Consider the following 26,714-nt stretch of genomic DNA (forward strand, 5'->3'; position numbering starts at 1 on the left):
ACCCCGTGGCAGGCATGGCTGGTGGCCGACGCTCCCGAACCGGGTTCGACCCAAGGATCCGGCTCAGGTCGTGCGGCAACCCCCACCGGGGCCAGGCACGACCGCCAGGAACCAGTCCGGCAACAGCCGGGCCGGCGCACGTTGTGCGCGGACGGGTGACCCCCCGGCTCGGGCACAGACACGACAGGGAGAGACGGATGGCAAAGGGCGACCCTGCGGTCTCCAGCAGCCGCGGCCGGCGAGCCGCACCCCGGTCCCGGCGGGCCACGACCGGCGAGCCGGAACTCGTACAGCTGCTCACCCCGGCCGGCGAGCGGATCGCGAGCGCGACCGGCCCGGACGGCACCGAGTACCGCGTCGACTTCACCGACGAGGAGTACCGCGGCCTCTACCGCGACCTGGTGCTGGTCCGCAAGCTCGACGCCGAGGCGACCGCGTTGCAGCGCCAGGGCGAGCTGGGCCTGTGGGCCTCGCTGCTCGGCCAGGAGGCGGCCCAGGTCGGCTCCGGGCGGGCGTTGCGCAGCCAGGACATGGCCTTCCCGACCTACCGGGAGCACGGCGTCCTCTACTGCCGGGGCATCGACCCGATCATGCCGCTCGGCCTGTTCCGCGGCGTCGACCAGGGCGGCTGGGACCCGAACGAGTTCAAGTTCAACATGTACACGATCGTCATCGGGGCGCAGACCCTGCACGCGACCGGGTACGCGATGGGCGTCCACATGGACGGCAGGACCGGCACCGAGGACGGCGAGGCGGTGATCGCCTACTTCGGCGACGGCGCCACCAGCCAGGGCGACGTCAACGAGGCGTTCGTCTGGGCCAGCGTCTTCAACGCCCCGCTGGTGTTCTTCTGCCAGAACAACCAGTACGCCATCTCCGAGCCGCTGGAGCGCCAGACCCGGGTCCCGCTCTACCGGCGGGCCGGCGGCTTCGGCTTCCCCGGCGTCCGGGTGGACGGCAACGACGTCCTCGCGTCGTACGCGGTGACCCGGCACGCGCTGGACAACGCCCGGCTCGGCCAGGGCCCCAGCCTGATCGAGGCGTACACCTACCGGATGGGCGCGCACACCACCTCCGACGACCCGACCCGCTACCGGATCGCCAGCGAGGTCGAGGCCTGGCAGGCCAAGGACCCGATCGCCCGGATGAAGGCGTTCCTCGACAAACAGCAACTCGCCGACGCCGACTTCTTCGCCGAGGTCGACGAGCAGGCCCGCGCCGAGGCGGTGCACCTGCGCGAACGGGTGCTGAACCTGCCCGACCCGCAGCCGGTCAGCATGTTCGACCACGTCTACCCGCACGGTTCCCCCGAGTTGGACGCCCAGCGGGCCCAGTTCAGCAGGTACCTGGAGTCGTTCGAGGGGAGCGCGCACTGATGGCCACGGAGACGCTCACCCTGGGCAAGGCCCTCAACACCGGCCTGCGCCGGGCGCTGGAGAACGACCCGAAGGTCGTCATCATGGGCGAGGACGTCGGCAAGCTCGGCGGCGTCTTCCGGATCACCGACGGCCTCCAGAAGGACTTCGGCGACCAGCGGGTGATCGACACCCCGCTGGCCGAGTCCGGCATCATCGGCACCGCCGTCGGCCTGGCCATCCGGGGCTTCCGGCCGATCTGCGAGATCCAGTTCGACGGCTTCGTCTACCCGGCGTACGACCAGATCGTGTCGCAGGTGGCCAAGATGCACTACCGCTCGCAGGGCAAGGTCACCATCCCGATGGTGATCCGGATTCCCTACGGCGGCGGCATCGGCGCGGTCGAGCACCACTCCGAGTCGCCGGAGGCGTACTTCGCGCACACCGCCGGGCTGAAGGTGGTGACCTGCGCCAACCCGCAGGACGCGTACGTGATGATCCAGCAGGCGATCGCCTCGGACGACCCGATCGTCTTCCTGGAGCCCAAGCGCCGCTACTGGGAGAAGGGTCCGGTCGACCTGGACACCCCGCTGTCCGGGGCGTACCCGCTGCACGCCGCCCGGGTGGTGCGGCCGGGCACCGACGCGACCGTGCTGGCGTACGGCCCGATGGTGCGTACCGCGCTGGACGCGGCGACCGCCGCCGCCGAGGACGGCCGGGAACTGGAGGTCGTCGACCTGCGTACGCTCTCCCCGCTGGACCTGACCGCCGCGTACGAGTCGGTGCGGCGCACCGGCCGGTGCGTGGTCGTCCACGAGGCCCCGGGCAACCTGGGGTTGGGCTCGGAGATCGCGGCCCGGATCACCGAGGAGTGCTTCTACTCCCTGGAGTCCCCGGTGCTGCGGGTCACCGGCTTCGACACCCCCTACCCGGCCAGCCGGGTGGAGGAGGAGTACCTGCCCGACCTCGACCGGGTGCTCGACGCCGTCGACCGCACCTTCGGCTGGTGAGCGCGATGTCCCGGATCAAGGAGTTCAACCTGCCCGACCTGGGCGAGGGGCTGACCGAGGGCGAGATCCTCGCCTGGCTGGTCAAGGTCGGCGACGTCATCGAACTGAACCAGCCGATCGTCGAGGTGGAGACGGCCAAGGCGGCCGTCGAGATCCCGGCGAAGTGGGCAGGCGAGGTGCGCTCGATCTTCCACCCGGAGGGGAGCACGGTCGAGGTCGGCACCCCGATCATCGCGATCGACACCGACCCGGGAGCCGGGCCGGTGCCGGAGTCGACGACCTCCGCCGCCGCGTCCGACCTGCCCACCCCCTCGGCCGCCTCCCTGGCCGCGGTCCAGGTCGCCCCGGCCGAGGGCATGGTCGAGCCCGGCCTGATCGGCGGCGTAGCCCCGGGTGGCCGAACGGCCGTCCTGGTCGGCTACGGCCCCCGCACCACCCCCGCCAAACGCCGCCCCCGCAAACCCCCCACCCCCATCCCCGCCCCCGCCCCCGCCGATCATGGAGTTGTGGTGGGGGACAAAACCTCCCCTGTAGCCGCAGAACCGGCACCACCAGTCCATGATCGACCGAGGGTGGGTGGGCCGGTGCTGGCGAAGCCGCCGGTGCGCAAGCTCGCCAAGGACCTCGGGGTCGACCTCGCCACGCTGGTCGGGTCGGGGCCGCTGGGGTCGATCACGCGGGAGGACGTCCAGCGGGCGGTGGCGGGGAGCGCGGCGGTGGCCGAGCCGGTGACGGCGACACCGCCGGCCACCTCGGGCGCGAGCTTCGGCGCGGACCGCGAGCAGCGCATCCCGGTCAAGGGGGTACGCCGGCTGACCGCCGAGAACATGTCCCGCTCGGCGTTCACCGCCCCGCACGTCACGGAGTTCCTGACCGTGGACGTGACGCGGACGATGAAGGCGCTGGACCGGCTGCGCGAACGGCGGGACTGGCGCGACGTGCGGGTCTCGCCGTTGCTGCTGGTCGCCAAGGCGGTGCTGCTGGCGGTCCGGCGGCATCCGATGGTCAACTCGACGTGGGCCGGCGACGAGATCGTGGTCAAGGAGTACGTCAACCTGGGCATCGCGGCGGCCACCGAGCGCGGCCTGATCGTGCCGAACATCAAGGACGCCGGCCGGCTCACGCTGCGTGAGCTGGCCGATGCGCTCACGGGTCTGGTGCAGACGGCCAAGGCGGGGAGGACCTCCCCGGCGGACATGTCCGGCGGCACCCTGACGATCACCAACGTCGGGGTCTTCGGAGTGGACACCGGCACCCCGATCCTGCCGCCTGGCGAGTCGGCGATCCTGGCCTTCGGTGCGGTCCGTGAGCTGCCGTGGGTCCACAAGGGCAAGGTCAAGCCGCGCCAGGTGACCACCCTGGGGCTCTCCTTCGACCACCGGATCATCGACGGCGAGTTGGGTTCGAAGTTCCTGCGGGACATCGGGGACTTCCTCGCCGACCCGGAGGCGGCGTTGCTCGCCTGGACCTGACCGGTGACGTCCGGCGACGGCCGGTGTGCCCAGGGTGAACGCCCGGCACACCGGCCGTTGCCGTTGGGGGAAGAAATAGTGGTCCAGATCGCTTGTTGACCTACGATCCGTAAGCCCGTGTTGCAGCTCACCTAGTAATCGATGGCGATCGCCGCCTGATGGGTGTTCAATGGACTCATCAGGGGCTGACAACCGAATAGCCGGAGGAGAGACCACCATGAGCATGATCGAGCGAATCCGCACCCGTCGTGACGCCAACCGTCGGGCCCGTGCCATCGAGCACGCGCTGCGCTCCGCCAACTCGCCGGCGGTCCGCGAAGAGATTCTCGCGATCGCCCAGCGTCACATGAGCTGACCCGGCACCGACTTTCCTCTCCCTCCTCCAGATCGATGACCCGCCCGGGCCCCGGGCGGGTCATCGGCGTTCCGAACCCGCTGAGACCGGGATTCCACCCCGCCACGACGCCCGGTACGGTGGTTCCGGTCGCCACCCGCCGACCCGGACACCGATCGCGACGGATGGAAGCCGATCGACACCGTCCGGCGACGCGGAGTGACGGCCGGTGCTGCATGGGGGCCACGCGCGCGTACCGGATACCGTGCGGGGAGACCGCACGGCCGAACCGCCGGGCACCGGCGACACGGCCGACCGGACGGACGGCATCGGCGGCCGACATGTGATGGAGGAGGCGCACCCATGACGTCCGAGGGCCAGCACCGTCCCGGCCAGGAGCCGGGCGAGGCGCCGCCGGGCTCCGGTGGACCGGCGCCGTACGGCGACCGACAGCCCCAGCAGGACCCGGGGTACGGCGTCCCCGCCACCCCCGACCTCGGCTGGGCCCCACCACCCCCCACCGGCCGGGCCAACCCGCCCGGTCCGTCCTGGTCGGCACCCGACCAGCCGGCCGGCTGGGGCGGCGCGCAGGTTCCGCAGCAGTCCGAGCCGACCGAGGCGTGGACCCCGCCGCCCGGCGCGACACCGTCCACCGAGGCGTGGACCCCGCCGGCCGGCCCACCCCAGCCCGCCTGGGCCGGGCAGCCCGAGCAGCCGGCCTGGGCCACCGCGCCGGCCGCCGGAAAGCCCGACCCCTCGCCGCAACCCGGCTGGGCGCCGTCGCGCGAGCCCGGCTGGCCGCGGGCCGAGCAGCCCGCACCCGCCTGGGCGCAGCCCGAGGCCGGTGCCCGGGGTGCCGCCCGGGTGCCGCAACCCGACAACCCCGCCGGCGGCGGCTGGTCCCCGCCGGCCGACCCCGCCCCGACCTCCCCCGCCGGCTGGTCCGGTCAGGACGCCCCGCCCCGGGAGGCCGCCCCGGGTGCCAACGGCTGGGGCACCGCCCCCGCCCCGCAGCAGCAGGACGAGCCGACCCGCCCCGCCGGCTGGCCGGCCGACGACCGGGCGGGGGCAGACCCGGCGCGGGGTGGCTGGCCGGCCCACCCCCAGGACGCGCCGGGCACCTCCGGCGGATGGGCGGCCGGGCAGCCCCGCACCGACGAGCCGCACCGCCCCGCCGGCCGGGCCTCGGTGCCCGTCCCGGCCCCGGCGGAGCCCGTGAACCAGACGGCGGCGTGGCCGCAGCCGGAGGCCGGCGGCCCCGGCGCACCCGTGTCACCGGGCCCCACCCCGGGTGCCGAGGGTTGGTCCACCGAGGACGATCCGGCCCGCTCGGGTGGCTGGGCCGCCAACCGCCCCGGCCCGGACGACTCCGGCCGTTCCGGCGACTGGCCGAACGGCGCACAGGGCGACCGGCAGCCACAGGGCGACCGGCAGCCACAGTGGGGGGCCCCGGACGAGCCCGCCACGGCCCGGTGGGAGGGTCAGCGCGAGCAGGCCACCCCGGACGGCTGGCCGACCGACGCGCCCGCCCGCGCCGACCAGCCGCGTCAGGACGACCCGGCGTCGGGTCAGGAGTGGCCGGCACCGGCCGCGCAGCGGGGGGCGGCCGCCGTACCGTCGTCGGAGCGCCCGGAGTCCGGGGCCGGCTGGGCGGCACCGGAGCAGCCCGCGCGCTCGTCCGCCTCGGCCGCCGCGCCGGACGGTCCGCCCGCCTGGGCCGGCAACGACCACCAGCAGCCGCCGTGGCCAGGTGCCGAGCGCCCGGTCGTGCCGGAGGGCGAGCCGTGGGCGCCCGAGCAGGCGTGGGGTCGCGCCGAGCCCGCCGGCCAGCCGGCCGAGGGTGGCTGGGAGCCCCGGCGTGGCGACGACCAGCCGATCTACCAGCCGGGGCCCGCTCCCGGCATCTCGCCGGCCAACATGGTGCCGCTCCCGCCGCAGGAGCAGCGCGTTCCGGGGGCCAGCCTGGCCGCCGCGCCGCCTGCCGACTACGTGCCGCCGGCTTCGTTCGGTGGCCCCGGCGAGCAGCAGGCGCACGGCCGCGAGGCGGCCGGTTGGGGTACGCCGGAGCAGCCGCAGTTGCCGGCCGGCCCGGCACTGCCCGCCCAGCGGCTCTCGCCCGAGTCCGAGGGTGCCGGCCGTGCCTCGGTGCCGACGGCCGACGCCGGTGAGCCCGGCGCGGTCGGCCGCGCCTCGGCCAGCGCCTCGGTGCCGACGGCCAGCCGGGTCGCACCCCCGAGCGACCAGGGGGCACATCCGGGTGGCCCGGTCGTCCCGCAACCCCGGGTGTACGGCCGACCGGCCCGTCCGGAGCCGCCGGAGGAGGCGGAGGAGCCCGACCCCCGCCGGCCCGAGCAGCACGATGCCCGGTTCGCCGACCAGGACCGGACCCGGTTCGACGGTCCCCGCTTCGACGAGCAGGAGCGGCAGCACGGCTTCGGCGGTGACCCGCAGTCGTCCGCGCCGCCCGCCGCCCCGCCCGCGTTCGGCGGTGGCATCCCCGCCTTCGCCGACCCGGCGGGCAGCAACCGGCCGATGAACGGCACCCGTCCGCACGGTCCGGCGGACCGGCCGGCCGAGCCGTTCGGGGCCGGCCCGACCAGCGGCGCACCGGCCGGCACCGCACCCGTGCCGGGGTACGGCCACCCGGCACACGACCCGGCCCACGGCGGGTACGCCTCACCGTTCCCGCCCGCCGGGCAGCAGTTCGGGCCGGGCGGCCAGCAGTTCGGGTCGGGCGGCCAGCCGTCCGGCTCCACCGGTTGGCCGGGTGAGCCGGAGCAGGAGCAGGGGCGTTTCGACGCGTTCAAGCCGGAGGCGGAACCGGAGCCGGAGCAGAAGGCCGAGCAGCCCACACCGAAGGTACGCAATGGGCGGGTGCTCGCCCTGGTGCTGATCGTGGCGGTGCTGATCCTGGCCGTCCCGCTGGGCCTGCTGATGCTGCTCGGCAAGATCGGCTCGGACGACGACAAGCCGGCCCCGTTCAACCCGGCCGTCGGTTCCTGCGTCAAGCAGTCAGGCACCGGCGCGAGCGCGGCGAGCTGCGACGAGCAGGGTGCCTTCACTGTCGTCTCCAAGGTGGACGCCAAGGAGAAGTGCGCCGACCCGGCCCAGCCGCACGTGGTGTTGCAGGGCGGCGGGGTCGACCGGGTGCTCTGCCTGAAGCCGGCCGGCCAGTAACGGCGTACCGACGGCGGGGACCCGGGTGGACCGGGTCCCCGCCGTCGGTGTTTCGGGCCGTGCGGACTGGGCAGTCTATGGGGACATTGACGTAGCCCGAGGAGGTCACCCCATGGCAGGCAACGAGAACGAGGTCAACCGCAGCGCTCGCAGCGGACGCTTCGTCACGGAGGGCACCACCGACCGGGACCCCCGGCACACGACCACCGAGCAGGTCGGCAACGGCGGGGACCAGGAGGTCCACCGCAGCGCGAGCACCGGCCGGTTCGTCACGGAGACCACCGCCGAGCTGCACCCGTCGACGACCGAGACCCAGCACGTCTGACCGACCGGCCCACCACTGCCCTCCGCACCGGCGCGGAGGGCAGTGTCATGTCCGGGCACCGAGCTGCACGCACGGGGTGCGCGCGCTGGCCAGGACGCTGCTGTTGTCCGCCGCGGTGATGTCGACGGTGACCGACACGCAGCCCCGGGTGGTCCGCAGCACGTTGCCGAACACGCTGTACACCTGGCTCCTGATCATGAACGGGTAGTCGAACCGGCTGGCCGCGCCGTCGACGGGGCGGGTGGCCACCAGGCGGATGGTCGCCCCGGTCGGCACCCGCTCGGTGGAGACGAACAGCGGCCAGGCCGCCCGGCACCGCGGGGAGTAGCGCAGGGTCAGGCTGCCGTAGCGGGGCTGCGTCGGGTCGGGGTCGGGCACCGGGACGGTCTCCGCGCTGACCGCGTCCACCTGGCAGCGTTCCTCCTGCGGGTCGGCCCCGTCGGCGACCGCCGTGCCGGCGCTGGCTGCCGCGTCGGTGGATGCCGGGCCGGACGCGTCGACCGCCCGCTGCGGGGGCCGGTTCGTCCGGGGCTCCCGGTCGGCGAGTGTCGGTACGACCGAGCCGGCGACGAGCACGGTGACCCCGGCCGCCGCGACCAGTGCCCACCGGGGCACCGGGGTACGCCGGGGCGGTGACTGCGGAGTCTCCGGTGTGGACCGTTCCGGCGGTTCACCTGCCGACCCATCGGGGGTCGGCCCGGCGGGCTGGTCCAGTGCGGCCTCCCGGTGCCACCGGTCCCGCCAGGCCGCCTCGTCGCCGCCGCAGGCCCGGACGAAGGCCAGGGTCAGCTCCAGCGACGGCAGGCGGGCACCGGACAGCACCCCCGCCAACGCGGTGTGCGAGTAGTGGGCGGTCGCCGACATCCTGCGTAGTGACGGCTGCCCGGCATCGCGCCGGAGCCGGGCGAGATCAGCGATGAATTCGTGGTGCCGGGCATCGCCGGCAACCTGCTCGCCGTCTCGTCCGCTTCGACCCGTCATGGACCCTCCCCTGCGTGTAAACCCTGGTGTCAACGCACGTCAAGCCAGTGCTTTACAGGCGGGCGTCACGACAGGATCGACCCCGGAGCAGCCACCCGCCGGATAGGTGCCGGTAAATATGATCTCACGGCGAGTGTCGGGCCTGACACGCATCCGTTCGGCTCGAAATCGACGTTCGCCCCGGGGATACCGGACCGCACGGACCACCGTCCGACGGGTACGCCGCACCACTTCCGGTGCGGCGCCGACCTCTCGACAGGAGAACCGCGTGTACCAGCCGAACGGCTCGAACCCCCCGGGCCGCACATCCCGCCGAGCACTGCCGAGGCTCGCCGTACGGGTCCTCGCCGCCTGCGGCGTCACGGTGATGGTCCTGGCGGGCACGGCCGCACCGTCGTTCGCCGGGATCACCGGCTACAGCGTCGCCGGTACGGGCGGTGCCGGCCTGATGGTGCGCACCAGCCCGTACGACGCGAGCGCCGGCACGGTGGCCGTCCTCGGCGACGGCACCGGGTTCACGGCCGAGTGCGCCGTACGCGGACGCAACATCTCCGGCAACTCGGTCTGGCACCGGATCAGCGCCCCGGCCAGCGGCTGGATCAGCGACTACTACACCAACACGCCGGGGTTCAACCAGTACCTGCCCGGTGAGCCGGAGTGCTCCACCACCCCGCCGCCCACCGGCACCCGCGAGGACCGGGCGCTGGCCTGGGCCCGGTCGGTCATCGGCCAGGCGTACACGAACGGGGACCTGGGTGACTCCAACCACCAGTGGGACGGCTGGTGCGACAACTTCGTCGGGCACGCCTACGGTCGGGCGGCCAGCGGCTACGCCTCGGCGATCGTGCACTACAACTCGCTGTACTCGCGCGGCCTGATCCGCACCACGGGCACCCCGCCGGCGGGCGCGCTGGTCTTCTACGCCGCCGCGTCGATCAACGGGTACTACGGCCACGTGATGCTCTCCGAGGGCAACGGCAACTACATCACCTCGGCGGCCACCGTCCGCCGCGTCTCGCAGACCTGGCCCGGTGCGCCGTACCTCGGCTGGTCCTACGCCGACCCGGAGTGGACCGGGCGCTGACGCCCCCACCGCACCCGGTTCCCCTCCCGGTCGTCCGCTGAAAGGATCATGATGCGTCTCCCCCTTCCCACCCGCGCGGCCCGGGGCGCCCTGCGTTTGACCCTCGGCCTGACGCTGGTCGCCGCCGTCGGCGTCATGCCCACCCCCGCCACCGCCGCACCCACCGGTGCCGCACACTCCGCCCCGGCCCCCCGCCCGGCCGACCAGGCCGGGCCGGCCAGTGTCGATGGCCCCGCCACCGGCGCGAAGGCGGACCGGGTGGGCGTCAACGCGGTCGGTATCGACCTGTGCGCCCAGGTGGCTTACGCCGCCGGCTTCCGGAACGACCCGCTGGTCACCGCCGTGGCCGTGGCGATGGCCGAGTCCTCCTGCAACCCGTCGGCGGTCGGCAGCAACGGCCCCACCGCCGGCTGCCCCAACGGTTCGCTGGACCGGGGGCTGTGGCAGATCAACAACTGCTACCACCCCACCGTCAACGACACCTGCGCCTACAACGCCCAGTGCAACGCCAACGCCGCCTACAGCATCTCCAGCGGCGGCGGCAACTGGCAGCCCTGGTCGACGTACAACAACGGGGCGTACGCCGGTTACCTGTCCGCGGCGCAGGCGGCCGTGGCCCGCCTGGGTGGCACCGGCGACCCGCCGGCCGTGACCGGCACGATCCTGGCCAACCCGTCGCTCAACATCCGCACCGGGCCGGGCACCACCTACGGCATCGCCGGCTCCGTCGCCTACGGCACCACCGTCCGGATCGCCTGCTACACCTTCGGCGAGTACGTCAGCGGTGGCTACTGGTCGTCGTCCACCTGGGATCGGATCACCAACCCGGCGACGGGCGTGACCGGCTACGTGGCCGACACCTGGGTCAACACCACCTACGACGTGAAGACGATGGTCGGCCGCTGCTGACCGTCCCGTCCGGGGCCGCGCGGGCGGGGTCGGACCCTCCCGCGCGGCTCCACCCTGACCAGCCGCCCCTCCGGGCGCGGCGACGGCGACCCATGCGTTGCCTGGAGAGCGGTATGCCTGTCAGGCATAAATATGACTGACAGGCATACCGGTGTACGCCGGTATCACTCCCACCGACCCCTTGGCGGCCGGCGGTCGCGGCCCTCACCCACGTTCCCGGGGGCCCGTCGGTGTTACGGTCGGCGTGAAGCTTTCACATCGACGACGGAGGCCCGGATGGGTCAACGAGGATCGTTCCCCTCGGGACTGGCGCGGTCGTTCAACACCCGGATCATGGCGCTGCGGTCGTCGCCACGCTGGGGGCGGTTCCTCCGGCGGCACCTGGCCGTGGTCACCTACACCGGTCGCCGTTCCGGGCGGACGTTCAGCACGCCTGTCGCGTACCGACAGACCGGCGACGCGGTGGTCATCCAGGTCGCGATGCCCGACGCCAAGCAGTGGTGGCGGAACTTCCTGGGCGCGGGCGGCCCGATCTCGCTGAACCTCGACGGGGTCGACCGGGCCGGGCACGCGGTGGCCCGCCGGGACGACCGGGGCCGGGTCACCGTCACCGTCGATTTGGCCCGCTGACGACGGCGACCGTCGTCAGGGTCACGATGCCCGGTCCGGCCGGGGACGACGTGGCAGGCTGACAGGCATGGCAACGACACCGCGCGTACGTGCCCCCGAACTGCGGGGCCGGCAGTGGCTCAACACCGGTGGGCGGGAGCTGAGGCTCGCCGACCTGCGGGGAAAGATCACTCTGCTCGACTTCTGGACCTTCTGCTGCATCAACTGCCTGCACGTGCTCGACGAGTTGCGCCCGCTGGAGGAGAAGTACGCCGACGTGCTGGTCGTCGTCGGGGTGCACTCGCCGAAGTTCGAGCACGAGAAGGACCCGGCCGCGTTGGCCGCCGCCGTCGAGCGGTACGGCGTGCACCACCCGGTGCTCGACGACCCTGAGCTGGACATGTGGCAGCAGTACGCGGCGAAGGCGTGGCCCACCCTGGCGGTGGTCGACCCGGAGGGGTACGTGGTCGCCACGATGGCCGGCGAGGGACACGCCGAGGGGCTGATCCGACTGGTCGACGACCTGATCGCCACCCACGAGGCCAAGGGCACCCTGCACCGGGGCGACGGGCCGTACGTGCCGCCGACGCCACCCGAGACGACGCTGCGCTTTCCCGGCAAGGCCGTGCTGCTCGACGGCGGGAACCTGCTGGTCTCCGACTCGGCCCGGCACAGCCTGGTCGAGCTGGCCCCGGACGGCGAGACGCCGATCCGGCGGATCGGCTCCGGTGAGCGGGGCCGGGTCGACGGGCCGGCCTCCTCGGCGGGCTTCGCCGAGCCGCAGGGGCTCTGCCTGCTGCCCGCGCACGTCGCCGAGGTCGCCGGCTACGACCTGCTGGTCGCCGACACCGTCAACCACCTGTTGCGCGGCGTACGCCTGGACACCGGCGAGGTGACCACGGTCGCCGGCACCGGCCGGCAGTGGCGCTCCACGGTCGACGACCACGCCCACGACGCGCTCTCCGTCGACCTCTCCTCCCCGTGGGACCTGGCCTGGTACGACGACAAGGTCATCGTGGCGATGGCCGGCATCCACCAGCTCTGGTGGTTCGACCCGGTCAAGCGGACCGCAGGCATGTGGGCGGGCACCACCGTCGAGGCGCTGCGCGACGGGCCGCTGACCGAGGCGTGGCTGGCCCAGCCGTCCGGCCTGTCCGTCTCCGCCGACGGCGCGCGGCTCTGGGTGGCCGACAGCGAGACCAGCGCCGTCCGCTACGTGCAGGACGGCGTGCTCGGCACCGCCGTCGGGCAGGGACTGTTCGACTTCGGGCACGTGGACGGGCCGGCCGACCGGGCGTTGCTCCAGCATCCGCTGGGGGTGTGCGCGCTGCCCGACTCCTCGGTGCTGATCGCCGACACCTACAACGGCGCGGTACGCCGCTTCGACCCGGCGACCGGCCTAGTCGCCACGGTGGCCGACGGGCTGGCCGAGCCGAGCGACCTAGTGCTCACCGCCGACGGCGGGGTGCTGGTGGTGGAGTCGGCCGCGCACCGGTTGACCCGGCTCGCCCCGGGCGCGTTGACCGCCGCCGGGGCGGACACCGTGGACGGTCCCCGGCACCGGCTGGAACGCAAACCCACCGACGTCGCGGCCGGCGAGGTGACCCTGGAGGTGATCTTCACCCCGGCGCCGGGGCAGAAGCTGGACGAGACGTACGGGCCGTCGACCCGGCTGGTCGTCTCGGCCTCGCCGCCGGAGTTGCTGGTCGAGGGGGCGGGCACCGGCACCGAGCTGTCCCGCCGGCTGGTGGTCGACCCGGCCGTGCCGCAGGGGGTGCTCCAGGTGACCGCCCAGGCCGCCACCTGCGACGCCGACGTCGAGCACGCCGCCTGCCACCTGACCCGGCAGGACTGGGGCGTCCCGGTGCGGGTGGTCGACGACGGCGCGACCCGGGTGCCGCTGGTGCTGCGCGGCCTGGACGCCTGAGCGCGAGCCGTCAGGCGAACGGGGTCGGGGTGACCCCGGCGTCGATCAGCGCGGCCCGCACCAGGGCGGCCGAGGCGACCGCGCCGGGGCTGTCCCCGTGCAGGCAGATCGAGGCGACCAGGCACGGCACCACGGTCCCGCCGACCGCCACCACCGTGTGCTCGGTGGCCATCCGGACCGCCCGGACGGCCACCTCCTCCGGGTCGGTGACCAGCGCGCCCGGGGCGGTACGCGGCACCAACGCCCCGGTGGGCAGGTAACCCCGGTCGGCGAAGCCCTCGGCGACCACCCGCAGGCCCGCGCCGACGGCGAGCTGGGCGAGGGTGGAGCCGGGCGCGCACAGGATCGGCAGCTCGTGGTCGTATCCGGTGACGGCGGCGACCACGGCGGCGGCCTGCACCTCGTCGGTGGCCGCCGCGTGGTAGAGCGCGCCGTGCGGCTTGAGGTAGCGGACCCGGGTCCGGTACGGCCGGCAGAACGCGTCGAGCGCCCCGAGCTGGTAGGTGACGTCGTCGCGCAGCTCGTCGAAGCCGTACGCGATGTGCCGGCGACCGAAACCGGCCAGGTCCCGGTAGCCGACCTGCGCGCCGACCGCGACGCCGCGTTCGGCGGCGGCGGCGCAGACCCGGCGCATGGTCGACGGGTCGCCGCCGTGGAAGCCGCACGCCACGTTGGCGGAGGTGACCAGGTCGAGCAGCGCCTCGTCGTCGCCGAGCCGCCAGATGCCGAATCCCTCGCCGAGGTCAGCGTTGAGGTCCATGGAACCTCACCGTAGTCCCCGGCCGGGCCTGCGCGAGGCCCGCCACGTCGTCCACCACCCCGATCACCGGGTAGCCGCCGGTGGTCGGATGGTCGGCCAGGAAGATCAACGGTTGGCCGTCGGCAGGCACCTGCACCGCTCCGAGCACCACGCCCTCGCTGGGCAGTTCCCCGGGCACCGCGCGGGGCAGCGCCGCGCCGCGCAGTCGCGCGCCGACCCGGTCACTGACCGGGCTCACCGTGTACGCCGTGCCGAGCAGCAGCGCCATCGCCCCGGCGGTGAACCAGTCGGCGCGCGGGCCGGGGCGCAGGGTCAGCCACAGCTCCTTAGGCACCGGAGGGCCGACGGTGAAGTCCACCGGGGCGGGTGGCCCGGCCGGTCGGCCGAGCGGGAGCAGGTCGCCGTCGCGGACCGGGGGCGGGCCGAGGCCGGCGAGGGTGTCGGTAGACCGGCTGCCGAGCACCGGCGCGACGGCGATCCCGCCGTCGACCGCGAGCCAGTTGCGCAGCCCGTGCCGGGGGGTGCCGATCTGGAGCACCGCGCCCGCCGGCACCGCCAGCGGCCGGCCCACGTCACCGGGCCGCCGGTCGACCCGGACGTCGACGTCGGCCCCGGTCACCGCCACCGTGCCGGCCCGGGTCAGCCGCAGTTCGCACCCGCCGAGGGTCAGCTCCAGACCGGCGGCGTCCGCCGGGTTGCCGACGAGCCGGTTCGCCAGCGCCAGCGCCGCCGGATCGAGCGCCCCCGACCGGGGTACGCCGAGGTGCGCCCACCCGGGCCGCCCCAGATCCTGCACGGTGGTACGCGGACCCGCCCGCCGTACCTCGATCGCCCCTACGGTTCCCCGCTCCGCCGGCCGCCCGGTCATCCGGTCACCAGCCGGACCCGGGTGCCGGGGGTGAGGGTGGCGGGTGGCTCGGCGGACACGTCGAACAGGGTCAGCGTGGTCCGCCCCACCAGTAGCCAGCCACCAGGCGACGCGCTCGGATAGATCCCCGCGTACGGCCCCGCCAGGGCCACCGAGCCGGCCGGCACCCGGGGGCGCGGGGTGGCCAGTCGGGGCACCGCGTACTGCGGGGGCAGCCCGGTCAGGTAGGCGAAGCCGGGGGCGAACCCGCAGAACGCCACCCGGAACTCGGTGTTCTCCAGGCGGCGCACCACCTCGGGCACGGTCGACCGCCAGTGCTCGGCGACCCGGGGCAGGTCCGCCCCGTCGTACACGGTGGGCACCTCGACGGTGGTGGCGTCGACGGTGCCGACGGCCGGACCGGGGGTCCAGCGGGCGATCCGGGCGGCCGTCGACTCGGGGTCGGGCACCCCGTCGAGCAGGACGGTGCCGGCGGCCGGGACGATCTCGGCGGCGCTCAGCTCACCGGCCTCCCGGCGTCGCCACAGCTCGGCCCGCCACTGCTCCACCTGGGCGGGGTCGTCGCAGTCGAGCAGGAGGGCGTGCCGGCCCACGGGTCGGATCCGCATTCCGCCATACTCTCCGATCGATACGCCGTCCAGGGTAGGTGGACCCGACCGAGGTCGTGACCTGTCGCACTACCTAGAAGTAACCTACGGTGCCGTAACCTGTTCGCGTGACCACCTCCGCACCGCTTCGACTCAAGCCTGTCGACATCGGTAAGCCCCGGATGCGCGGCTGGCTGCACACCTACGCGTTCTTCGTCGCGCTCGTCTGCGGCACCGTGCTCAGTGCGGTCGCGGCCACCAGGCCCGGCTGGACACCCCTGGTCAGCTGCCTGATCTACAGCGTGACAGTCTGCGGTCTGTTCGGCACCAGCGCCCTCTACCACCGCCGGGTGTGGTCGGAGCGCGGCTACCAGATCATGCGCCGGATGGACCACTCGATGATCTTCGTGTTCATCGCCGGCACGTACACCCCGCTCTGCGTCCTGCTGCTCGACCGGCCGACGGCCGTCCTGATGCTCGGCCTGGTCTGGGGCGGGGCGTTGGCCGGTGTCGCCGTCAAGCTGATCTGGCCGCACGCCCCGCGCTGGGTCTCCGCGCCGCTCTACCTGGCCCTCGGCTGGGTGTCGGTGGCGATCCTCCCGCAGATCCTGCGCCAGGGCGGGGTCACCGTGCTGGTGCTGCTCGCCGCCGGTGGTGCGGTCTACAGCATCGGTGCCGTCTGCTACGCGCTACGCCGACCGAACCCGTGGCCCACCGTCTTCGGCCACCACGAGTTCTTCCACGCCTGCACCCTGATCGCCGCCCTCTGTCACCACATCGCCATCTACTTCGCCCTGTTCGCCTGACCCGGGAGAGAACCGCAGACAGTTCGAGGGCCCCGCGCCGTTGCGGGGCCCTCGCGATCGTGGGGTGCGGGACGGTCAGACCGGGTAACCCGAGCCGCGCGTCTCGCGGTACTCCTCGCGCACCACCTGGCCGCCCTGCACCGGCACGACCCGGTCGGCGACGACCTGGTCCTGCCGCACCGCCGTGGTGACGACGGCCCGGCGACGGCTGTTCCAGAAGTAGAGGGTGGTCAGCAGCCCGACGACGCCGGCGAGCATCAGCACCCAGCCGACCACGTCGAGGTTGAGCCATCCCAGGTTGGCGTCGACGGCGAACGCGAAGATCGCGCCCACCGCGATGAGGAAGATGCTGGCACCGATGCCCATGACGTCGCCTCCTTGGCTGTCAGCTGGCGTTACCCACCCGCCACGGCCATCGAGGGCATCGATGAGCGAGTGGCATCCATCGACTTACCCAGGCGACACCCGCGTCAATCAGGCAAGCTGGTGCAATGACGGACGGCGAGGCCGACACACGGACACTGGTGCTGCTCCGGCACGCCAAGGCCGAACAGCCCACGACCGGCCCCGACGTGGAGCGGAGGCTGACCGCACGCGGGCACGCGGACGCCGCCGCCGCCGGTGCGTGGCTGGCCCGACAGGGTCTGCTCCCCGACGTGGTGATCTGTTCGGCGGCCCGCCGCACCAGGCAGACCTGGCACGACGTGGCGCTGGGCATGACCGGGTCCCTGCCGGAGGGTGGCCCGGCGGGGACGGCTCCGGTGGTGCGGTACGCCGCCGCCGCGTACGAGGCGCACCCGGACGACCTGCTCGACCTGGTGCGGACGGTCGAACCGGAGGCCGGCACGGTGCTGCTCGTCGCCCACAATCCGGGCATCTCGCTGCTCTCGGCACTGCTCGACCCGGAACGGGCCGACCGGGAGGGGCTGCGGACCAGCGACCTGGTGGTGCACCGGGCAGCGGTGCCGTGGGCGGGGCTGACCCCCGGCGGCGCCCCGATCGTCGACCGGCACACCGCCCGCGGCTGACCCCTTCGGGCCGCCCGCACCGGTCACGGGCAGCGGCAGCGGACCGGCCGCGCGGTCAGGACGGGGGCGCGGTGGGCGGCGGCGGGTCGGGCGGCGGCGGCATCATCGCGGTCGGGTGGGAGAGCCGGTTCTCCTCCACGATGAGCGTGCGGGCCCGCTTGCGCCGGTCCTGCCAGAACCACAGCGTGGTGAGCAGTATGGCCAGCCCGGCCAGGATGAACACCCAGCCGACCGCGCGTAGGTCGATCCACCAGACGTTGGCCCGGATCGCGAACGTCATGATCGCGCCGAGCGCGATGAGAAAGATGGCGCTACCAATACCCATGTGCGCTGCACTCCCCCGTGCGGTGGCCGTTGGGCGTGCCCTGACGACGTGGTCCGCGCGGCTTACCCGCCCAGCCCCCCGCCTACCGGGATCGGGCCGGGCAATCCGGGGTGTGGTCGACACGACGGGGCCGACGTCGCGGTATCCGGGCGTTCGGACACCGCGACATCGGCCCCGTTGCGAACTATCGACCGGCCGGGATCAGAACGCCTCCTCCGGGAGGTCCATGATGTCCAGGTCGGCGCCCTCGATGATCCGCCGGTCCGCGCCGATGCGGGGCAACACCTCGCGGGCGAAGAACCGGGCGGCGGCGACCTTACCGGTGTAGAACGCCCGGTCGGTGGCGGAGACCTCGCCGGCGAGCGCCTTGAGCGCCACGTCGGCCTGCTTCTGGAGCAGCCAGCCGACCACCAGGTCGCCGAGGGCGAGCAGGAAGCGGCGGCTGCTCAGGCCCACCTTGTAGAGGCTGCGCGCGTCGCCGCCCTGGGCCTCGCCGAGCCAGCCGGTCAACACGCCGAGGATGTTCTGGATCTCGGCGAGCGCCCGGCCGAGCGCCAGCCGTTCCTCCTTGAGCTGCCCGTTTCCGGCCTCGGTGGTGATGAACTCCTGGATCTCCCCGGCGACGGCGGTGAGCGCCCGGCCGTTGTCCCGGACGATCTTCCGGAAGATCAGGTCGAGGCTCTGGATCGCGGTCGTGCCCTCGTACAGGGTGTCGATCTTGGCGTCCCGGACGTACTGCTCCAGGGGGTAGTCCTGGAGGAAGCCCGAGCCGCCGTAGGTCTGGAGCGCCTCGTGGCCGAGCAGCTCGTACGCCCGCTCCGAGCCGACACCCTTGACCAGCGGCAGGAGCAGGTCGTTGACCCGCTTGGCCAGCGTGGTCGCCTTCTCGTCGCCGGCCGCCTCGGCGAGCGCGACCCTGTCCTGCCAGGTGGCGGTGTAGCAGACCAGCGCCCGCAGGCCCTCGGCGTACGACTTCTGCATCAGCAGCGAACGACGGACGTCCGGGTGGTGGGTGATGGTGACCCGGGGCGCGGCCTTGTCGGCCTGCTGGATCAGGTCGGCGCCCTGTACCCGGTTCTTCGCGTACTCCAGGGCGTTGAGGTAGCCGGTGGACAGGGTGGCGATCGCCTTGGTGCCGACCATCATCCGGGCGTACTCGATGATCATGAACATCTGCCGGATGCCGTCGTGCTTGTCGCCCAGCAGCCAGCCCTTGGCCGGTACGCCGTGCTCGCCGAAGGTCACCTCGCAGGTGTTGGAGACTTTGATGCCCATCTTGTGCTCGACGTTGGTGGCGAACACACCGTTGCGCTCGCCCAGCTCACCGGTCTCGGCGTCGAAGTGGAACTTCGGGACGACGAACAGCGACAGCCCCTTGGTGCCCGGGCCGCCGACGCCCTCCACACCGACCGGGCGGGCCAGCACGTAGTGCACGATGTTGTCGCTCAGGTCGTGCTCACCGGAGGTGATGAACCGCTTCACACCCTCGATGTGCCAGGAGCCGTCGGGCTGCTGGACGGCGCGGGTGCGCCCGGCCCCGACGTCCGAGCCGGCGTCCGGCTCGGTCAGCACCATCGTGGAGCCCCACTGCTTGTCGATGAAGAGCTTGGCCCACTTCTGCTGCTCCTCGGTGCCTTCGACGTGCAGCACGTGTGCGAAGGACGGGCCGGAGGCGTACATCCAGACCGGGGCGTTGGCACCGAGCACGAGTTCGGCGAGCGACCACCAGAGGGCGCGCGGGGCGCTGCTGCCGCCCAGGGACTCGGGGAGGTCCAGCCGCCAGAACTCGGAGTCCATGAACGCCTGGTACGACTTCTTGAACGACTCCGGCAGCGGCGCGGCGTGCGTGGCGGGGTCGAAGACCGGCGGGTTGCGGTCGCTGTCCTGGTAGCTGGCCGCGAGGTCCTCGCGGGCCAGGCGGTCGACCTCGGAGAGGAAGCTGCGGGCGGTGTCGACGTCGAGGTCCGTGTACGGCGCCTGGCCGAATGTCTGGTCCGCCCCGAAGACCTCGAACAGGTTGAACTCAAGGTCCCGAAGGTTGCTCTTGTAGTGGGTCATGTTCGCTGGCCCCGCTTCCGGACAGGTGTTACCGATCAGTAACCCCCACTGTATTACTCACGGGTAGGCAGCGACAACCCGGGCGCGGAAGTGACGGCGATTACATACCCGGCGGTTCAGCTCTCGGCCGCGCCGACCTCCCACGAGGGCACCGCCACGGTCGCCCCGCTGCGCGGGCCGGTGTACTCCATCAGGACCAGGGCGATGTCGTCGTCGAGCCGGCCGTGCACCCACTCGACAAGCGCGGTCTCCAGCGAGGCCAGGCCGTCGCCGACCGTGCCGTGGCCGAGCAGCCGCCAGGCCCGGTCGGCGGTCGGGAAGAACTCGCCGTCCCGCCGCGCCTCACCGAGGCCGTCGGTGAACAGCAGCAGCCGGTCCCCCGGCTCCAGCCGCTCGACCCGGGGCCGGACCACCGGCATGAACCCCAGCGGCGGGGCGGGGGCGGGGGGCTCCAGCGGGATCACCGCGCCCCGACGCAGCAGCAGCGGCGCCGGGTGGCCGCAGTTGACGATGGTCAGCGTCCCACCGCGCTCCTCGACCACGGCGGCGGTGACGAAGTCCTCGTCCCCCACGTTGCGGGCCACCGCCCGGTCCAGGTCGGCCACCACCGCCCGCAGGTCGGGCCGCTCGTACGCGACGTGCCGGTAGGAACCGAGCACGATGCTGGCGAGCCGGACCGCGTCCAGTCCCTTGCCCCGCACGTCCCCGATGATCATGCGGACGCCGAACGGGGTGTCGATCGCCTCGTACAGGTCGCCGCCGATCTCGGCCGTGGCCGTGGGGGAGATGTACCGGGCCGCCACCGCCAGGGTGCCCACCTGCGGGCCGAGCGGACGCAGCACGGCCTGCTGGGCCACCGAGGCCAACTTGGACAACTCGCCGATCCGCTCCACCTGCCCCTGCCGGACCGCCGCCACGCTCGCCGCCACCACCGTGGCGAAGGCGATCCCGACCAGGGACACCGCCGTGGTCAGCTTCATCGCCGGATCGGCCACCGCGAAACCGGCCCCGACCAGCAACGCGAGGAAACCCACCCCGGCCACCGCGCGCCACGAGGCGAAGCCGGCGGCCAGGATCGGCGCCACCGCCATCAGCGCGACGTAGTGCACCGCACGGCCGTCGGCCGACTCGACCGCCGAGACGAGCGCGAGCAGCCCGACGGCCGCGCCGACGCCGGCGCGGGACCCGGGACTCAGTGGGCCTCGGCCCAACTGGAAGGCATGTTTACGTACGTGGGACAGCATGCCTGATGGAACCGGGCCGGAGAATGAACCTAGCCCCACGATTGAGGGTGTTCTGCCCGGCTGTCCCGCTGGTGCCGCCCGTTCGCCGTCAGCCCAGCACCTCGTACCTGACGGTCAGCTCACCCAGGTCGACCGAGGCGATCGCGGCGAAGGCGGCCCGGGACAGGTCGATGCAACGTCCGTCGATGAAGGGGCCACGGTCGTTGATCCGTACAGTGACGGACTTGCCGTTGGCCGGGTTGGTCACCCGGACCTTCGTGTCGAACGGCAGGGTCTTGTGGGCGGCGGTCATCGCGCCCGGGTCGAAGTTCTCCCCGTTGGCGGTCAACTGGCCCTCGTCGTAGAAGGACGCGCCGCAGGAGCCGCTGTCGACCACGGTCCTCTTCGGCGTCGCCTTCTTCGTGGTGGCGGACGGCTTCGGCGCGGCCGTGCGCGGCTTGCTCCGGGAGGCGGCCTGGGTCCGGGTGGCCTTCGGGCTGGCGGTGACCGTGGGCGACGGGCTGGCGCTCGGAGAGGCGGTGACGCTCGGGGACGGGCTGGGGGTCGGCGCGTCGGCGGTGGCGGCGGTGCCGGGGGCGACCGGGTCGACGACCACGGTGGCCGGCGCGTCGTCGGCGGTGAGCTGCACCGCGCCGACGGTGCCGCCGACGGCGAGCGCGACGCCGACCGCGGCGGTGGCGGCGATGCCGGCGGGCGAGGAGAAGATCCGGGTACGGGAGTGCCTGCCAACCACCGGCTCGGTCCTTTCGGATGACTGCATGACCGGGTCGGACCGTAACGAGAGAAGCACTTCCGAAGTCAACGTGATCATGGTGGTATGCCCGGAATTACAGTGATACGTGTGACCGATCAGCCGAGGACCACTGGGCCGCACGGGCCAGAATGCCACCGGTGGCATTCACCACCGAGGATGTGGGCATGACCGCCGCGCTGCGTGCCCGCCTGGCCGAGCTGTTCGCCTGGGTCGATCCGGGGCCGGGCAGCAGCCACCTGGTCAGCGACGTGTCCCGCTGGTGGCGGGACCCGCAGGTGCTGGCCCGACTCGGTCCGGCCCTGGTCGCGCCGTTCCACACCGACCGGCCCACCGTCGTCGTCGCCCCCGCGGTGACCGGGCTGATGCTCGGGCCGCTCGCCGCGACCGCCCTGGGCGTCGGCTTCGTCCCGGCCCACAAGCCCGGCGACGGACGCCTCCCCGCCGGCCCGCTGACCTGGGCCCAGAGCCCACCCGACTTCCGGGGCCGGCAGGTCGACCTCGCGGTACGCGACGACCGGCTCGACGCGGACGACCGGGTGCTCATGGTCGACGACTGGGTCGCCACCGGCGCCCAGGTGCGGGCCGTACGGGACCTGTGCCGGGCCCGGGGCGCGCACTGGGTCGGCGTCGCCGCCGTGGTCGTCGACCTGCCCGACCCGGTCGCCGCCGAACTGGGCGTACGCGGCCTGCTCACCCCCGCCGACCTGCCCTGACCACGGCCCCGCCGACTGGTCACGCCGCCACGGCGAGCCGCACGAACTCCTCGACCGCCGTGCAGGGGGCGTCGAAACCGGACGACGGGAGGTCGGCGCGGCGGTAGCCTCGGCCGCATGTGGCCTCGGATCGGCGGACTCCGCACGCTCGCCCTCGGCACCCCGGGCGAACTGCGCACCAGACTCAACACGCTGGTGCTGGCCGGGGTGAAGACGGCCACCGCCGGCCTGCTCACCGAGTACGCCGACGAGACCGAGGAGTTGGAGCACGTCGGCGAACGGCTGGCCCTGGTCGACGACCTGGACGCCCTCGTCGGGGTGGTCGAGGTGACCGGGATCGAGGTCGTTCCCTTCGCGGGGGTCTCCTGGGACTTCGCCCGCTCCGAGGGGGAGGGGGACCGGTCCATCGAGGACTGGCGGGCGGGGCACGCCGGCTACTGGGCGCGGGTCGGCACCCCGGTCACCGACGACACCGAGATCGTCTGCATCCGGTTCCGGCTGCTCTCGGCCGGCGACGGCGGAATACCCACCGGCGACCTCGGCACCTGAACCGCCCCCGGTCAGGCCGTTCGTAGCTCCGGCAGCAGCCGGGTGGCGACGTCGACCAGGACCGCCTCGTCGCCCGCGTACCAACTGCTGGCCCGGGGCCAGTGGGTGATCACGTCGGTGAAGCCGAGCGCCGCCGCCCGCGCGACCTGCTCGGCGAAGAAGTCGGCGCTGCGCAGCGAGAAGACCGGCGCCGAGTCCAGGGAGAGGTAGCGGGGCAGTCCCGCCGGGTCCCGGCCGGCCTCGTCGAGGGTACGGTCCATCCGGGCGCAGAGCGTCGCCACCCCGTCCCACCAGGCCGTCAGCTCCTCCTCGCCGGTGCCGGTGGTGACCCAGCCCTGACCGAACCGGACGGCCAACCGCATCGACCGGGGCCCGTTGGCGGCCATCACGAACGGCACCCGGGGCTGCTGCACGCAGCCCGGGTTGTTGCGGGCGTCCACCGTACTGAACCAGTCGCCCCGCCAGGTGGTGCCGTCCTCCCGCAGGATCAGGTCCAGCAGTTCGGTGAACTCGCCGAACCGGTCCACCCGTGGCCGGGGCGGTAGCGTCTCGCCGCCCAGCACCGCCGAGTCGAAGCCGATGCCGCCCGCGCCGAGGCCCAGCAGCAGCCGGCCGCCGCAGATGTCGTCGAGGGTGGTGACCTGCCGGGCGAACGCCGCCGGATGCCGGAAGTTGGGTGAGGCGACCAGGGTGCCCAGCCGGACCCGTTCGGTGACCAGGGCGGCGGCGGTCAGCGTCGACATCGAGTCGAACCAGGGACCGTCGACCAGATCCCGCCAACCCAGGTGGTCGTACGTCCAGGCGTGGTCGAAGCCCCACTCGTCCACCTGCTGCCAGCGCCGACGCGCCTCCGGCCAGCGCTGGTCGGGAAGGATCACGATGCCAATCCGCATGATCACCAGCGTACGTCCCGCCCCCGGCCCCGCCGTTCCCGCGCCGGCTGCGCACGCGCACGCGGGTCAGTCGGGCCGGACCTGCCCCTCGGTCTCCGGCCACGGGCTGGCCCGCATCGCGATCGGCCGGTAGGTGAGCTACCCCCGCTTTCATGGAGCTTCTTGATCATGGTCTGATGGCCGTGGGGAGGAAGTCGTCCGTGGCAGCACCGAAGAAGTACCCCGACGAGCTACGTCAGCGCGCTGTGCGCTTGTACCGCGAGTCGGATCCGAAGCCCGTGATCCGGCGCCTGGCCGAGCAGCTCGGTGTGCATCACGAGGCGTTGCGCAACTGGATCCGTCAGGCTGAGGCCGACGCGGGTGAGCGCACCGATCGGCCCACCAGCGAGATGGCCGAGGAGAATCGCCAGTTGCGCAAGGAAGTCGCCGAGCTGCGGCGGGCGAACGAGATCCTGAAGGCGGCGAGCGCGTATTTCGCGGCGGAGCTCGACCCGACCCGGCGACGGTCATGAGGTTCATCGGTGAACACCGTGACCAGTTCGCGGTCGCGCTCCTGCTACGGGTCCTCAACATCGGCGCCTCGACCTACTACGCGTGGGTCAAGCAGGCCGAGCAGCCCTGCGACCGCGACGTGGTCGACCTGGGGCTGATCTCCAACATCCACGAGATCTGGGAGACATCGGGGCGCACCTACGGCGCGGACCGGGTCCACCGGCAGTTACGCCGTGACGGGATAAGTGTGGGCCGCAAACGGGTCGAGCGGCTAATGGCGCAGCAGGGCTGGCAGGGTGCGTTCCTGCGTCGAGGCTGGCGCGGCGGCTCCACCCGTCAGGATCCACGGCACACGCCGGCGCCGGATCTGGTCAACCGGCAGTTCACCGCCGACGGGCCGGACCGGCTCTGGGTCGCCGATGCCACCCGCATTCCCTGCGGCGAGGGTGTGTTCTGGTTGGCTGCGGTCCGCGACGCGTTCTCCCGCCGGATCGTCGGGTGGAAGACCTCCGACCGCTGCGACACCGACCTGATCCTCGCCGCCCTCGAATACGGCATCTGGTCCCGGGATGTCCGCGACGGCCAGTTGATCCACCACTCGGACAGGGGGTCGAACTACACATCCTTCCGCTTCGCGGAACGCTTACAGGACAACGGGATCCTGCCCTCAATGGGCTCCGTCGGCGACTCGTTCGACAACGCACTGATGGAGAACTTCTGGTCGACGTTAAAGATCGAACTCGTCTACCGCACGTCCTGGCGGACCCGCGACGAGGCCGAGAACGCGATCTTCGCCTACATCGAGACATCTCACCAACGGTGGCTGTCAAGCAGTTGAGGTTGCGGGTTCGGCGAAAGCCTTGCCGGAGTCGTAGAGGGTGTTGTGTCGTAGGCAGTGGTGCAGCTTGCCGAGCATGAGGTGGAACAGCCGACGCAGGGCGGCGACGTGCCTGTCGCCGGCGGCACGGCGGGATCGGTAGCGGGTGTTCCACTGGGAGTCATGCCGGACCGCGGCCAGCGCCCACACGTATCCGGTAGCGGCGATTCGGTCATTCTTGGCGCGGCGAGCGTGCACGAAACTGCTCTTGCCCGAGGAACGGGTCACCGGCGCGGCACCGGCGAAAGCACGTAACGCGCGGGCGTCGGCGAAGCGGCCGCGGTCGTCGCCGATCTCGGCCAACAGCCGAGCGCCGAGCTGCACGCCGAGACCGGGGATGCTGGTGACGATCTTCGCGTCGGGGTGGGCGGTGAACACCTCGTCGATGCGCTGCTCCAGCTGCTGCAACGTCTGGCAGACCGCGTCGAGTTGCCGCACCAGTCCTTGAAGATGCAGGCCCATGGCCTGCTCGACGGCTGCTGGTTGACGCATCTGCTCGCCGCGGAGGATGCCGTGCAGCTTGTCCGCCTCGGCGGCGATGCCGCGTTGGCGGCCAGCGCAGCGCAGCAACGCCGCGAGCTCGGTGGAAGCCAGCGCCGCCGCGGCCGCGGGCGTCGGCGCTGCGGCGAGGATCACCCGGGCGGCCGGCGAGTCGAGCCGGTGCCGTCCGCCGCGCTCGAACGCCGCCAGGGCGGCGGGGAAGAACATCCGCAGCAGCGTCCGGATCCGGTTGGTGAGCGTGACCTGGTCCCAGGCGGCGTCCTGCTGCGCCCGGGTCAGAACCCGCAGCGACTGCAGCAACTCACTGTCGGCGGGCAGTGGCCGATGCGCGGTCGCATCGGTGCGCAGGATGTTCGCCAGCACCATCGCGTCGAACGCGTCCGACTTGCCGCGCGAGGCCCGATACCGGTCCCGATACCGCGACACCGCCAAAGGATTGATCGCGAACACCTGTCGACCCGCGGCCCGGAGACCAGCCACCAGCAGTCCCTGACTCGTCTCGATCGCTACAGGCAGTTTCCCGCCGGTCGGATCATGCTCGGCCAGCAGCGCAAGGACCTGACTGAGGCCGGCAGCATCGTCGTTGATCCTGACCGATGCCACCACGACGCCCGTCTCGCCGACGACAGCTACATCATGGTGATCCTGGGCCCAGTCGATGCCACACGCCACCGCTACCACCGTTGCTCCTCCCTGTCATGGACCACAGCGAGGCGCGACGCCCTAATGGACAGTGCTTGCCGCACGACATCTCACGAGCCGTTCGCCTCGCCACCGGCGGCGCCCGAACTCGCGCAAGGCTCCAGGCCTGCGACTGACCAAGGCTCAGCCCGCCGGCGAACCACGAAACGATCATCCCCGTCGATCGCCGTGACCGCCACGCGCCCCTCTCGATACCCAGGGTCAACGCCCCGCCACTTCTACAGGCGTCAGCAGCGGCCACGATCCTCAACGAGGCGCCGCTCTCGATTCCCCGACTCGACGGCCATCGGCTGGTACGGGCGTCCTCGGTTGCCATTACGGCTGGTACAACACTCGCCGCATCCAGAAGGAACTGGGCTACCTCAGCCCGAACG

The 26,714-nt window shown here is 72.8% G+C and carries 27 protein-coding genes; 16 read left to right on the forward strand and 11 right to left on the reverse strand.

The window, feature by feature from the left end:
* Nucleotides 1-197: 197 nt before the first annotated feature.
* From pdhA to Q2K16_RS19810, 6 genes are all read left to right on the forward strand, one after another.
* Nucleotides 198-1,376, forward strand: coding sequence for a pyruvate dehydrogenase (acetyl-transferring) E1 component subunit alpha (pdhA, locus tag Q2K16_RS19785; RefSeq protein WP_302739219.1), 1,179 nt, complete (start codon nt 198-200; stop codon nt 1,374-1,376).
* Nucleotides 1,376-2,365: an alpha-ketoacid dehydrogenase subunit beta gene (locus Q2K16_RS19790; protein WP_145917264.1), complete on the forward strand. Its 990-nt coding sequence runs from the start codon at nt 1,376-1,378 to the stop codon at nt 2,363-2,365. The genes pdhA and Q2K16_RS19790 overlap by 1 nt, the downstream gene beginning before the upstream one ends.
* A gap of 5 nt (nt 2,366-2,370) precedes the next feature.
* The gene (locus tag Q2K16_RS19795; RefSeq protein WP_302746546.1) at nt 2,371-3,837 is read left to right on the forward strand and encodes a dihydrolipoamide acetyltransferase family protein; all 1,467 of its coding nucleotides are present in this window, start codon (nt 2,371-2,373) and stop codon (nt 3,835-3,837) included.
* Nucleotides 3,838-4,054: 217 nt separating this feature from the next.
* The gene (locus Q2K16_RS19800) at nt 4,055-4,192 is read left to right on the forward strand and encodes a hypothetical protein (RefSeq protein WP_168222356.1); all 138 of its coding nucleotides are present in this window, start codon (nt 4,055-4,057) and stop codon (nt 4,190-4,192) included.
* A gap of 342 nt (nt 4,193-4,534) precedes the next feature.
* The gene (locus Q2K16_RS19805) at nt 4,535-7,348 is read left to right on the forward strand and encodes an LppU/SCO3897 family protein (protein WP_302739220.1); all 2,814 of its coding nucleotides are present in this window, start codon (nt 4,535-4,537) and stop codon (nt 7,346-7,348) included.
* Nucleotides 7,349-7,460: 112 nt separating this feature from the next.
* Nucleotides 7,461-7,673 (forward strand): hypothetical protein, encoded by a 213-nt coding sequence (locus Q2K16_RS19810; RefSeq protein ID WP_302739221.1) that lies wholly within the window; start codon nt 7,461-7,463, stop codon nt 7,671-7,673.
* A 45-nt stretch (nt 7,674-7,718) separates the two neighbouring features.
* Here Q2K16_RS19810 and Q2K16_RS19815 read toward each other — a convergent pair whose 3' ends face one another.
* The gene (locus tag Q2K16_RS19815) at nt 7,719-8,537 is read right to left on the reverse strand and encodes a DUF2690 domain-containing protein (protein WP_302739222.1); all 819 of its coding nucleotides are present in this window, start codon (nt 8,535-8,537) and stop codon (nt 7,719-7,721) included.
* Nucleotides 8,538-8,922: 385 nt separating this feature from the next.
* Here Q2K16_RS19815 and Q2K16_RS19820 point away from each other — a divergent pair, with 385 nt between their 5' ends.
* From Q2K16_RS19820 to Q2K16_RS19835, 4 genes are all read left to right on the forward strand, one after another.
* On the forward strand, nt 8,923-9,738 hold the full coding sequence (locus tag Q2K16_RS19820) for a hypothetical protein (protein ID WP_302739224.1): 816 nt from the start codon (nt 8,923-8,925) through the stop codon (nt 9,736-9,738).
* Between the two features lie 51 nt (nt 9,739-9,789).
* Nucleotides 9,790-10,647, forward strand: coding sequence for a transglycosylase SLT domain-containing protein (locus tag Q2K16_RS19825; protein WP_302739225.1), 858 nt, complete (start codon nt 9,790-9,792; stop codon nt 10,645-10,647).
* Nucleotides 10,648-10,923: 276 nt separating this feature from the next.
* Nucleotides 10,924-11,277, forward strand: a complete 354-nt coding sequence (locus Q2K16_RS19830; protein ID WP_302739226.1) for a nitroreductase/quinone reductase family protein — start codon at nt 10,924-10,926, stop codon at nt 11,275-11,277.
* A 67-nt stretch (nt 11,278-11,344) separates the two neighbouring features.
* Nucleotides 11,345-13,183 (forward strand): NHL domain-containing thioredoxin family protein, encoded by a 1,839-nt coding sequence (locus Q2K16_RS19835; protein ID WP_302739229.1) that lies wholly within the window; start codon nt 11,345-11,347, stop codon nt 13,181-13,183.
* A 10-nt stretch (nt 13,184-13,193) separates the two neighbouring features.
* Here the strand turns inward: Q2K16_RS19835 and Q2K16_RS19840 are convergent, their stop codons facing one another.
* Genes Q2K16_RS19840 through Q2K16_RS19850 form a run of 3 tightly spaced genes read right to left on the reverse strand, consistent with a single transcriptional unit; the run spans nt 13,194 to nt 15,419 of the window.
* The gene (locus Q2K16_RS19840) at nt 13,194-13,943 is read right to left on the reverse strand and encodes a LamB/YcsF family protein (protein ID WP_302739230.1); all 750 of its coding nucleotides are present in this window, start codon (nt 13,941-13,943) and stop codon (nt 13,194-13,196) included.
* Nucleotides 13,927-14,811 (reverse strand): 5-oxoprolinase subunit C family protein, encoded by an 885-nt coding sequence (locus Q2K16_RS19845; protein WP_302739232.1) that lies wholly within the window; start codon nt 14,809-14,811, stop codon nt 13,927-13,929. The genes Q2K16_RS19840 and Q2K16_RS19845 overlap by 17 nt, the downstream gene beginning before the upstream one ends.
* Nucleotides 14,808-15,419 carry a 5-oxoprolinase subunit B family protein gene (locus tag Q2K16_RS19850; RefSeq protein WP_302739233.1) on the reverse strand — a complete coding sequence of 204 codons (612 nt, stop codon included), beginning with the start codon at nt 15,417-15,419 and terminating at the stop codon, nt 14,808-14,810. The genes Q2K16_RS19845 and Q2K16_RS19850 overlap by 4 nt, the downstream gene beginning before the upstream one ends.
* Nucleotides 15,420-15,526: 107 nt before the next feature.
* Between Q2K16_RS19850 and trhA the strand changes: the two genes are divergently transcribed.
* On the forward strand, nt 15,527-16,204 hold the full coding sequence (gene trhA, locus Q2K16_RS19855; RefSeq protein WP_302739234.1) for a PAQR family membrane homeostasis protein TrhA: 678 nt from the start codon (nt 15,527-15,529) through the stop codon (nt 16,202-16,204).
* A gap of 75 nt (nt 16,205-16,279) precedes the next feature.
* Here the strand turns inward: trhA and Q2K16_RS19860 are convergent, their stop codons facing one another.
* Nucleotides 16,280-16,570, reverse strand: coding sequence for a DUF6458 family protein (locus Q2K16_RS19860; RefSeq protein ID WP_088645703.1), 291 nt, complete (start codon nt 16,568-16,570; stop codon nt 16,280-16,282).
* A gap of 125 nt (nt 16,571-16,695) precedes the next feature.
* Between Q2K16_RS19860 and Q2K16_RS19865 the strand changes: the two genes are divergently transcribed.
* Nucleotides 16,696-17,232, forward strand: a complete 537-nt coding sequence (locus Q2K16_RS19865) for a SixA phosphatase family protein (protein WP_302739237.1) — start codon at nt 16,696-16,698, stop codon at nt 17,230-17,232.
* 55 nt (nt 17,233-17,287) lie between these two features.
* Here Q2K16_RS19865 and Q2K16_RS19870 read toward each other — a convergent pair whose 3' ends face one another.
* The 4 genes from Q2K16_RS19870 to Q2K16_RS19885 all read right to left on the reverse strand — a co-directional run bounded on the left by Q2K16_RS19870 (nt 17,288) and on the right by Q2K16_RS19885 (nt 21,592).
* Nucleotides 17,288-17,557 (reverse strand): DUF6458 family protein, encoded by a 270-nt coding sequence (locus Q2K16_RS19870; protein WP_204958446.1) that lies wholly within the window; start codon nt 17,555-17,557, stop codon nt 17,288-17,290.
* Between the two features lie 201 nt (nt 17,558-17,758).
* Nucleotides 17,759-19,615, reverse strand: a complete 1,857-nt coding sequence (locus Q2K16_RS19875) for an acyl-CoA dehydrogenase (RefSeq protein WP_302739240.1) — start codon at nt 19,613-19,615, stop codon at nt 17,759-17,761.
* A gap of 116 nt (nt 19,616-19,731) precedes the next feature.
* Nucleotides 19,732-20,859 (reverse strand): PP2C family protein-serine/threonine phosphatase, encoded by a 1,128-nt coding sequence (locus tag Q2K16_RS19880; RefSeq protein WP_302739241.1) that lies wholly within the window; start codon nt 20,857-20,859, stop codon nt 19,732-19,734.
* 88 nt (nt 20,860-20,947) lie between these two features.
* On the reverse strand, nt 20,948-21,592 hold the full coding sequence (locus tag Q2K16_RS19885) for a septal ring lytic transglycosylase RlpA family protein (RefSeq protein WP_302739242.1): 645 nt from the start codon (nt 21,590-21,592) through the stop codon (nt 20,948-20,950).
* A 185-nt stretch (nt 21,593-21,777) separates the two neighbouring features.
* Between Q2K16_RS19885 and Q2K16_RS19890 the strand changes: the two genes are divergently transcribed.
* A complete protein-coding gene (locus Q2K16_RS19890; RefSeq protein ID WP_302746547.1) occupies nt 21,778-22,326 on the forward strand; it encodes a phosphoribosyltransferase in 549 nt (182 codons plus the stop codon).
* A 117-nt stretch (nt 22,327-22,443) separates the two neighbouring features.
* On the forward strand, nt 22,444-22,875 hold the full coding sequence (locus tag Q2K16_RS19895) for an ASCH domain-containing protein (protein WP_302739244.1): 432 nt from the start codon (nt 22,444-22,446) through the stop codon (nt 22,873-22,875).
* A gap of 11 nt (nt 22,876-22,886) precedes the next feature.
* Here the strand turns inward: Q2K16_RS19895 and Q2K16_RS19900 are convergent, their stop codons facing one another.
* A complete protein-coding gene (locus Q2K16_RS19900) occupies nt 22,887-23,768 on the reverse strand; it encodes an LLM class flavin-dependent oxidoreductase (RefSeq protein WP_302739246.1) in 882 nt (293 codons plus the stop codon).
* A gap of 152 nt (nt 23,769-23,920) precedes the next feature.
* On the opposite strand from Q2K16_RS19900, the gene Q2K16_RS19905 reads away from it, so the two are divergent.
* Together Q2K16_RS19905 and Q2K16_RS19910 are read left to right on the forward strand one after the other, a co-directional pair.
* Nucleotides 23,921-24,280 carry a transposase gene (locus Q2K16_RS19905; protein WP_302739248.1) on the forward strand — a complete coding sequence of 120 codons (360 nt, stop codon included), beginning with the start codon at nt 23,921-23,923 and terminating at the stop codon, nt 24,278-24,280.
* Entirely contained in the window at nt 24,277-25,098 is an 822-nt protein-coding gene (locus Q2K16_RS19910) for an IS3 family transposase (protein WP_302739250.1), read from the forward strand. Before Q2K16_RS19905 ends, Q2K16_RS19910 begins: the two co-directional genes overlap by 4 nt.
* Here Q2K16_RS19910 and Q2K16_RS19915 read toward each other — a convergent pair.
* Nucleotides 25,087-26,319 carry an IS110 family RNA-guided transposase gene (locus tag Q2K16_RS19915; RefSeq protein ID WP_368052491.1) on the reverse strand — a complete coding sequence of 411 codons (1,233 nt, stop codon included), beginning with the start codon at nt 26,317-26,319 and terminating at the stop codon, nt 25,087-25,089. The genes Q2K16_RS19910 and Q2K16_RS19915 overlap by 12 nt on opposite strands.
* Nucleotides 26,320-26,714 lie beyond the last annotated feature (395 nt).

This window comes from Micromonospora cynarisoli (genome assembly GCF_030518815.1).
GTDB classification, from domain to species: domain Bacteria; phylum Actinomycetota; class Actinomycetes; order Mycobacteriales; family Micromonosporaceae; genus Micromonospora; species Micromonospora wenchangensis.

What these genes read in the sequence shown, in the direction of transcription:
- Q2K16_RS19825 (WP_302739225.1), top strand. Translation starts at nt 9,790, where the DNA reads ATGCGTCTCCCCCTTCCCACCCGCGCGGCCCGGGGCGCCCTGCGTTTG.
- Q2K16_RS19810 (WP_302739221.1), top strand. Translation starts at nt 7,461, where the DNA reads ATGGCAGGCAACGAGAACGAGGTCAACCGCAGCGCTCGCAGCGGACGC.
- Q2K16_RS19910 (WP_302739250.1), top strand. Translation starts at nt 24,277, where the DNA reads ATGAGGTTCATCGGTGAACACCGTGACCAGTTCGCGGTCGCGCTCCTG.
- Q2K16_RS19795 (WP_302746546.1), top strand. Translation starts at nt 2,371, where the DNA reads ATGTCCCGGATCAAGGAGTTCAACCTGCCCGACCTGGGCGAGGGGCTG.
- Q2K16_RS19900 (WP_302739246.1), bottom strand. Translation starts at nt 23,768, where the DNA reads ATGCGGATTGGCATCGTGATCCTTCCCGACCAGCGCTGGCCGGAGGCG.
- Q2K16_RS19815 (WP_302739222.1), bottom strand. Translation starts at nt 8,537, where the DNA reads ATGTCGGCGACCGCCCACTACTCGCACACCGCGTTGGCGGGGGTGCTG.
- Q2K16_RS19905 (WP_302739248.1), top strand. Translation starts at nt 23,921, where the DNA reads ATGGAGCTTCTTGATCATGGTCTGATGGCCGTGGGGAGGAAGTCGTCC.
- Q2K16_RS19835 (WP_302739229.1), top strand. Translation starts at nt 11,345, where the DNA reads ATGGCAACGACACCGCGCGTACGTGCCCCCGAACTGCGGGGCCGGCAG.
- Q2K16_RS19875 (WP_302739240.1), bottom strand. Translation starts at nt 19,615, where the DNA reads ATGACCCACTACAAGAGCAACCTTCGGGACCTTGAGTTCAACCTGTTC.
- pdhA (WP_302739219.1), top strand. Translation starts at nt 198, where the DNA reads ATGGCAAAGGGCGACCCTGCGGTCTCCAGCAGCCGCGGCCGGCGAGCC.
- Q2K16_RS19845 (WP_302739232.1), bottom strand. Translation starts at nt 14,811, where the DNA reads ATGACCGGGCGGCCGGCGGAGCGGGGAACCGTAGGGGCGATCGAGGTA.
- Q2K16_RS19840 (WP_302739230.1), bottom strand. Translation starts at nt 13,943, where the DNA reads ATGGACCTCAACGCTGACCTCGGCGAGGGATTCGGCATCTGGCGGCTC.
- Q2K16_RS19865 (WP_302739237.1), top strand. Translation starts at nt 16,696, where the DNA reads ATGACGGACGGCGAGGCCGACACACGGACACTGGTGCTGCTCCGGCAC.
- Q2K16_RS19800 (WP_168222356.1), top strand. Translation starts at nt 4,055, where the DNA reads ATGAGCATGATCGAGCGAATCCGCACCCGTCGTGACGCCAACCGTCGG.
- Q2K16_RS19890 (WP_302746547.1), top strand. Translation starts at nt 21,778, where the DNA reads ATGACCGCCGCGCTGCGTGCCCGCCTGGCCGAGCTGTTCGCCTGGGTC.
- Q2K16_RS19830 (WP_302739226.1), top strand. Translation starts at nt 10,924, where the DNA reads ATGGGTCAACGAGGATCGTTCCCCTCGGGACTGGCGCGGTCGTTCAAC.
- Q2K16_RS19790 (WP_145917264.1), top strand. Translation starts at nt 1,376, where the DNA reads ATGGCCACGGAGACGCTCACCCTGGGCAAGGCCCTCAACACCGGCCTG.
- Q2K16_RS19880 (WP_302739241.1), bottom strand. Translation starts at nt 20,859, where the DNA reads ATGCTGTCCCACGTACGTAAACATGCCTTCCAGTTGGGCCGAGGCCCA.
- Q2K16_RS19860 (WP_088645703.1), bottom strand. Translation starts at nt 16,570, where the DNA reads ATGGGCATCGGTGCCAGCATCTTCCTCATCGCGGTGGGCGCGATCTTC.
- Q2K16_RS19805 (WP_302739220.1), top strand. Translation starts at nt 4,535, where the DNA reads ATGACGTCCGAGGGCCAGCACCGTCCCGGCCAGGAGCCGGGCGAGGCG.
- Q2K16_RS19870 (WP_204958446.1), bottom strand. Translation starts at nt 17,557, where the DNA reads ATGGGTATTGGTAGCGCCATCTTTCTCATCGCGCTCGGCGCGATCATG.
- Q2K16_RS19895 (WP_302739244.1), top strand. Translation starts at nt 22,444, where the DNA reads ATGTGGCCTCGGATCGGCGGACTCCGCACGCTCGCCCTCGGCACCCCG.
- Q2K16_RS19850 (WP_302739233.1), bottom strand. Translation starts at nt 15,419, where the DNA reads ATGCGGATCCGACCCGTGGGCCGGCACGCCCTCCTGCTCGACTGCGAC.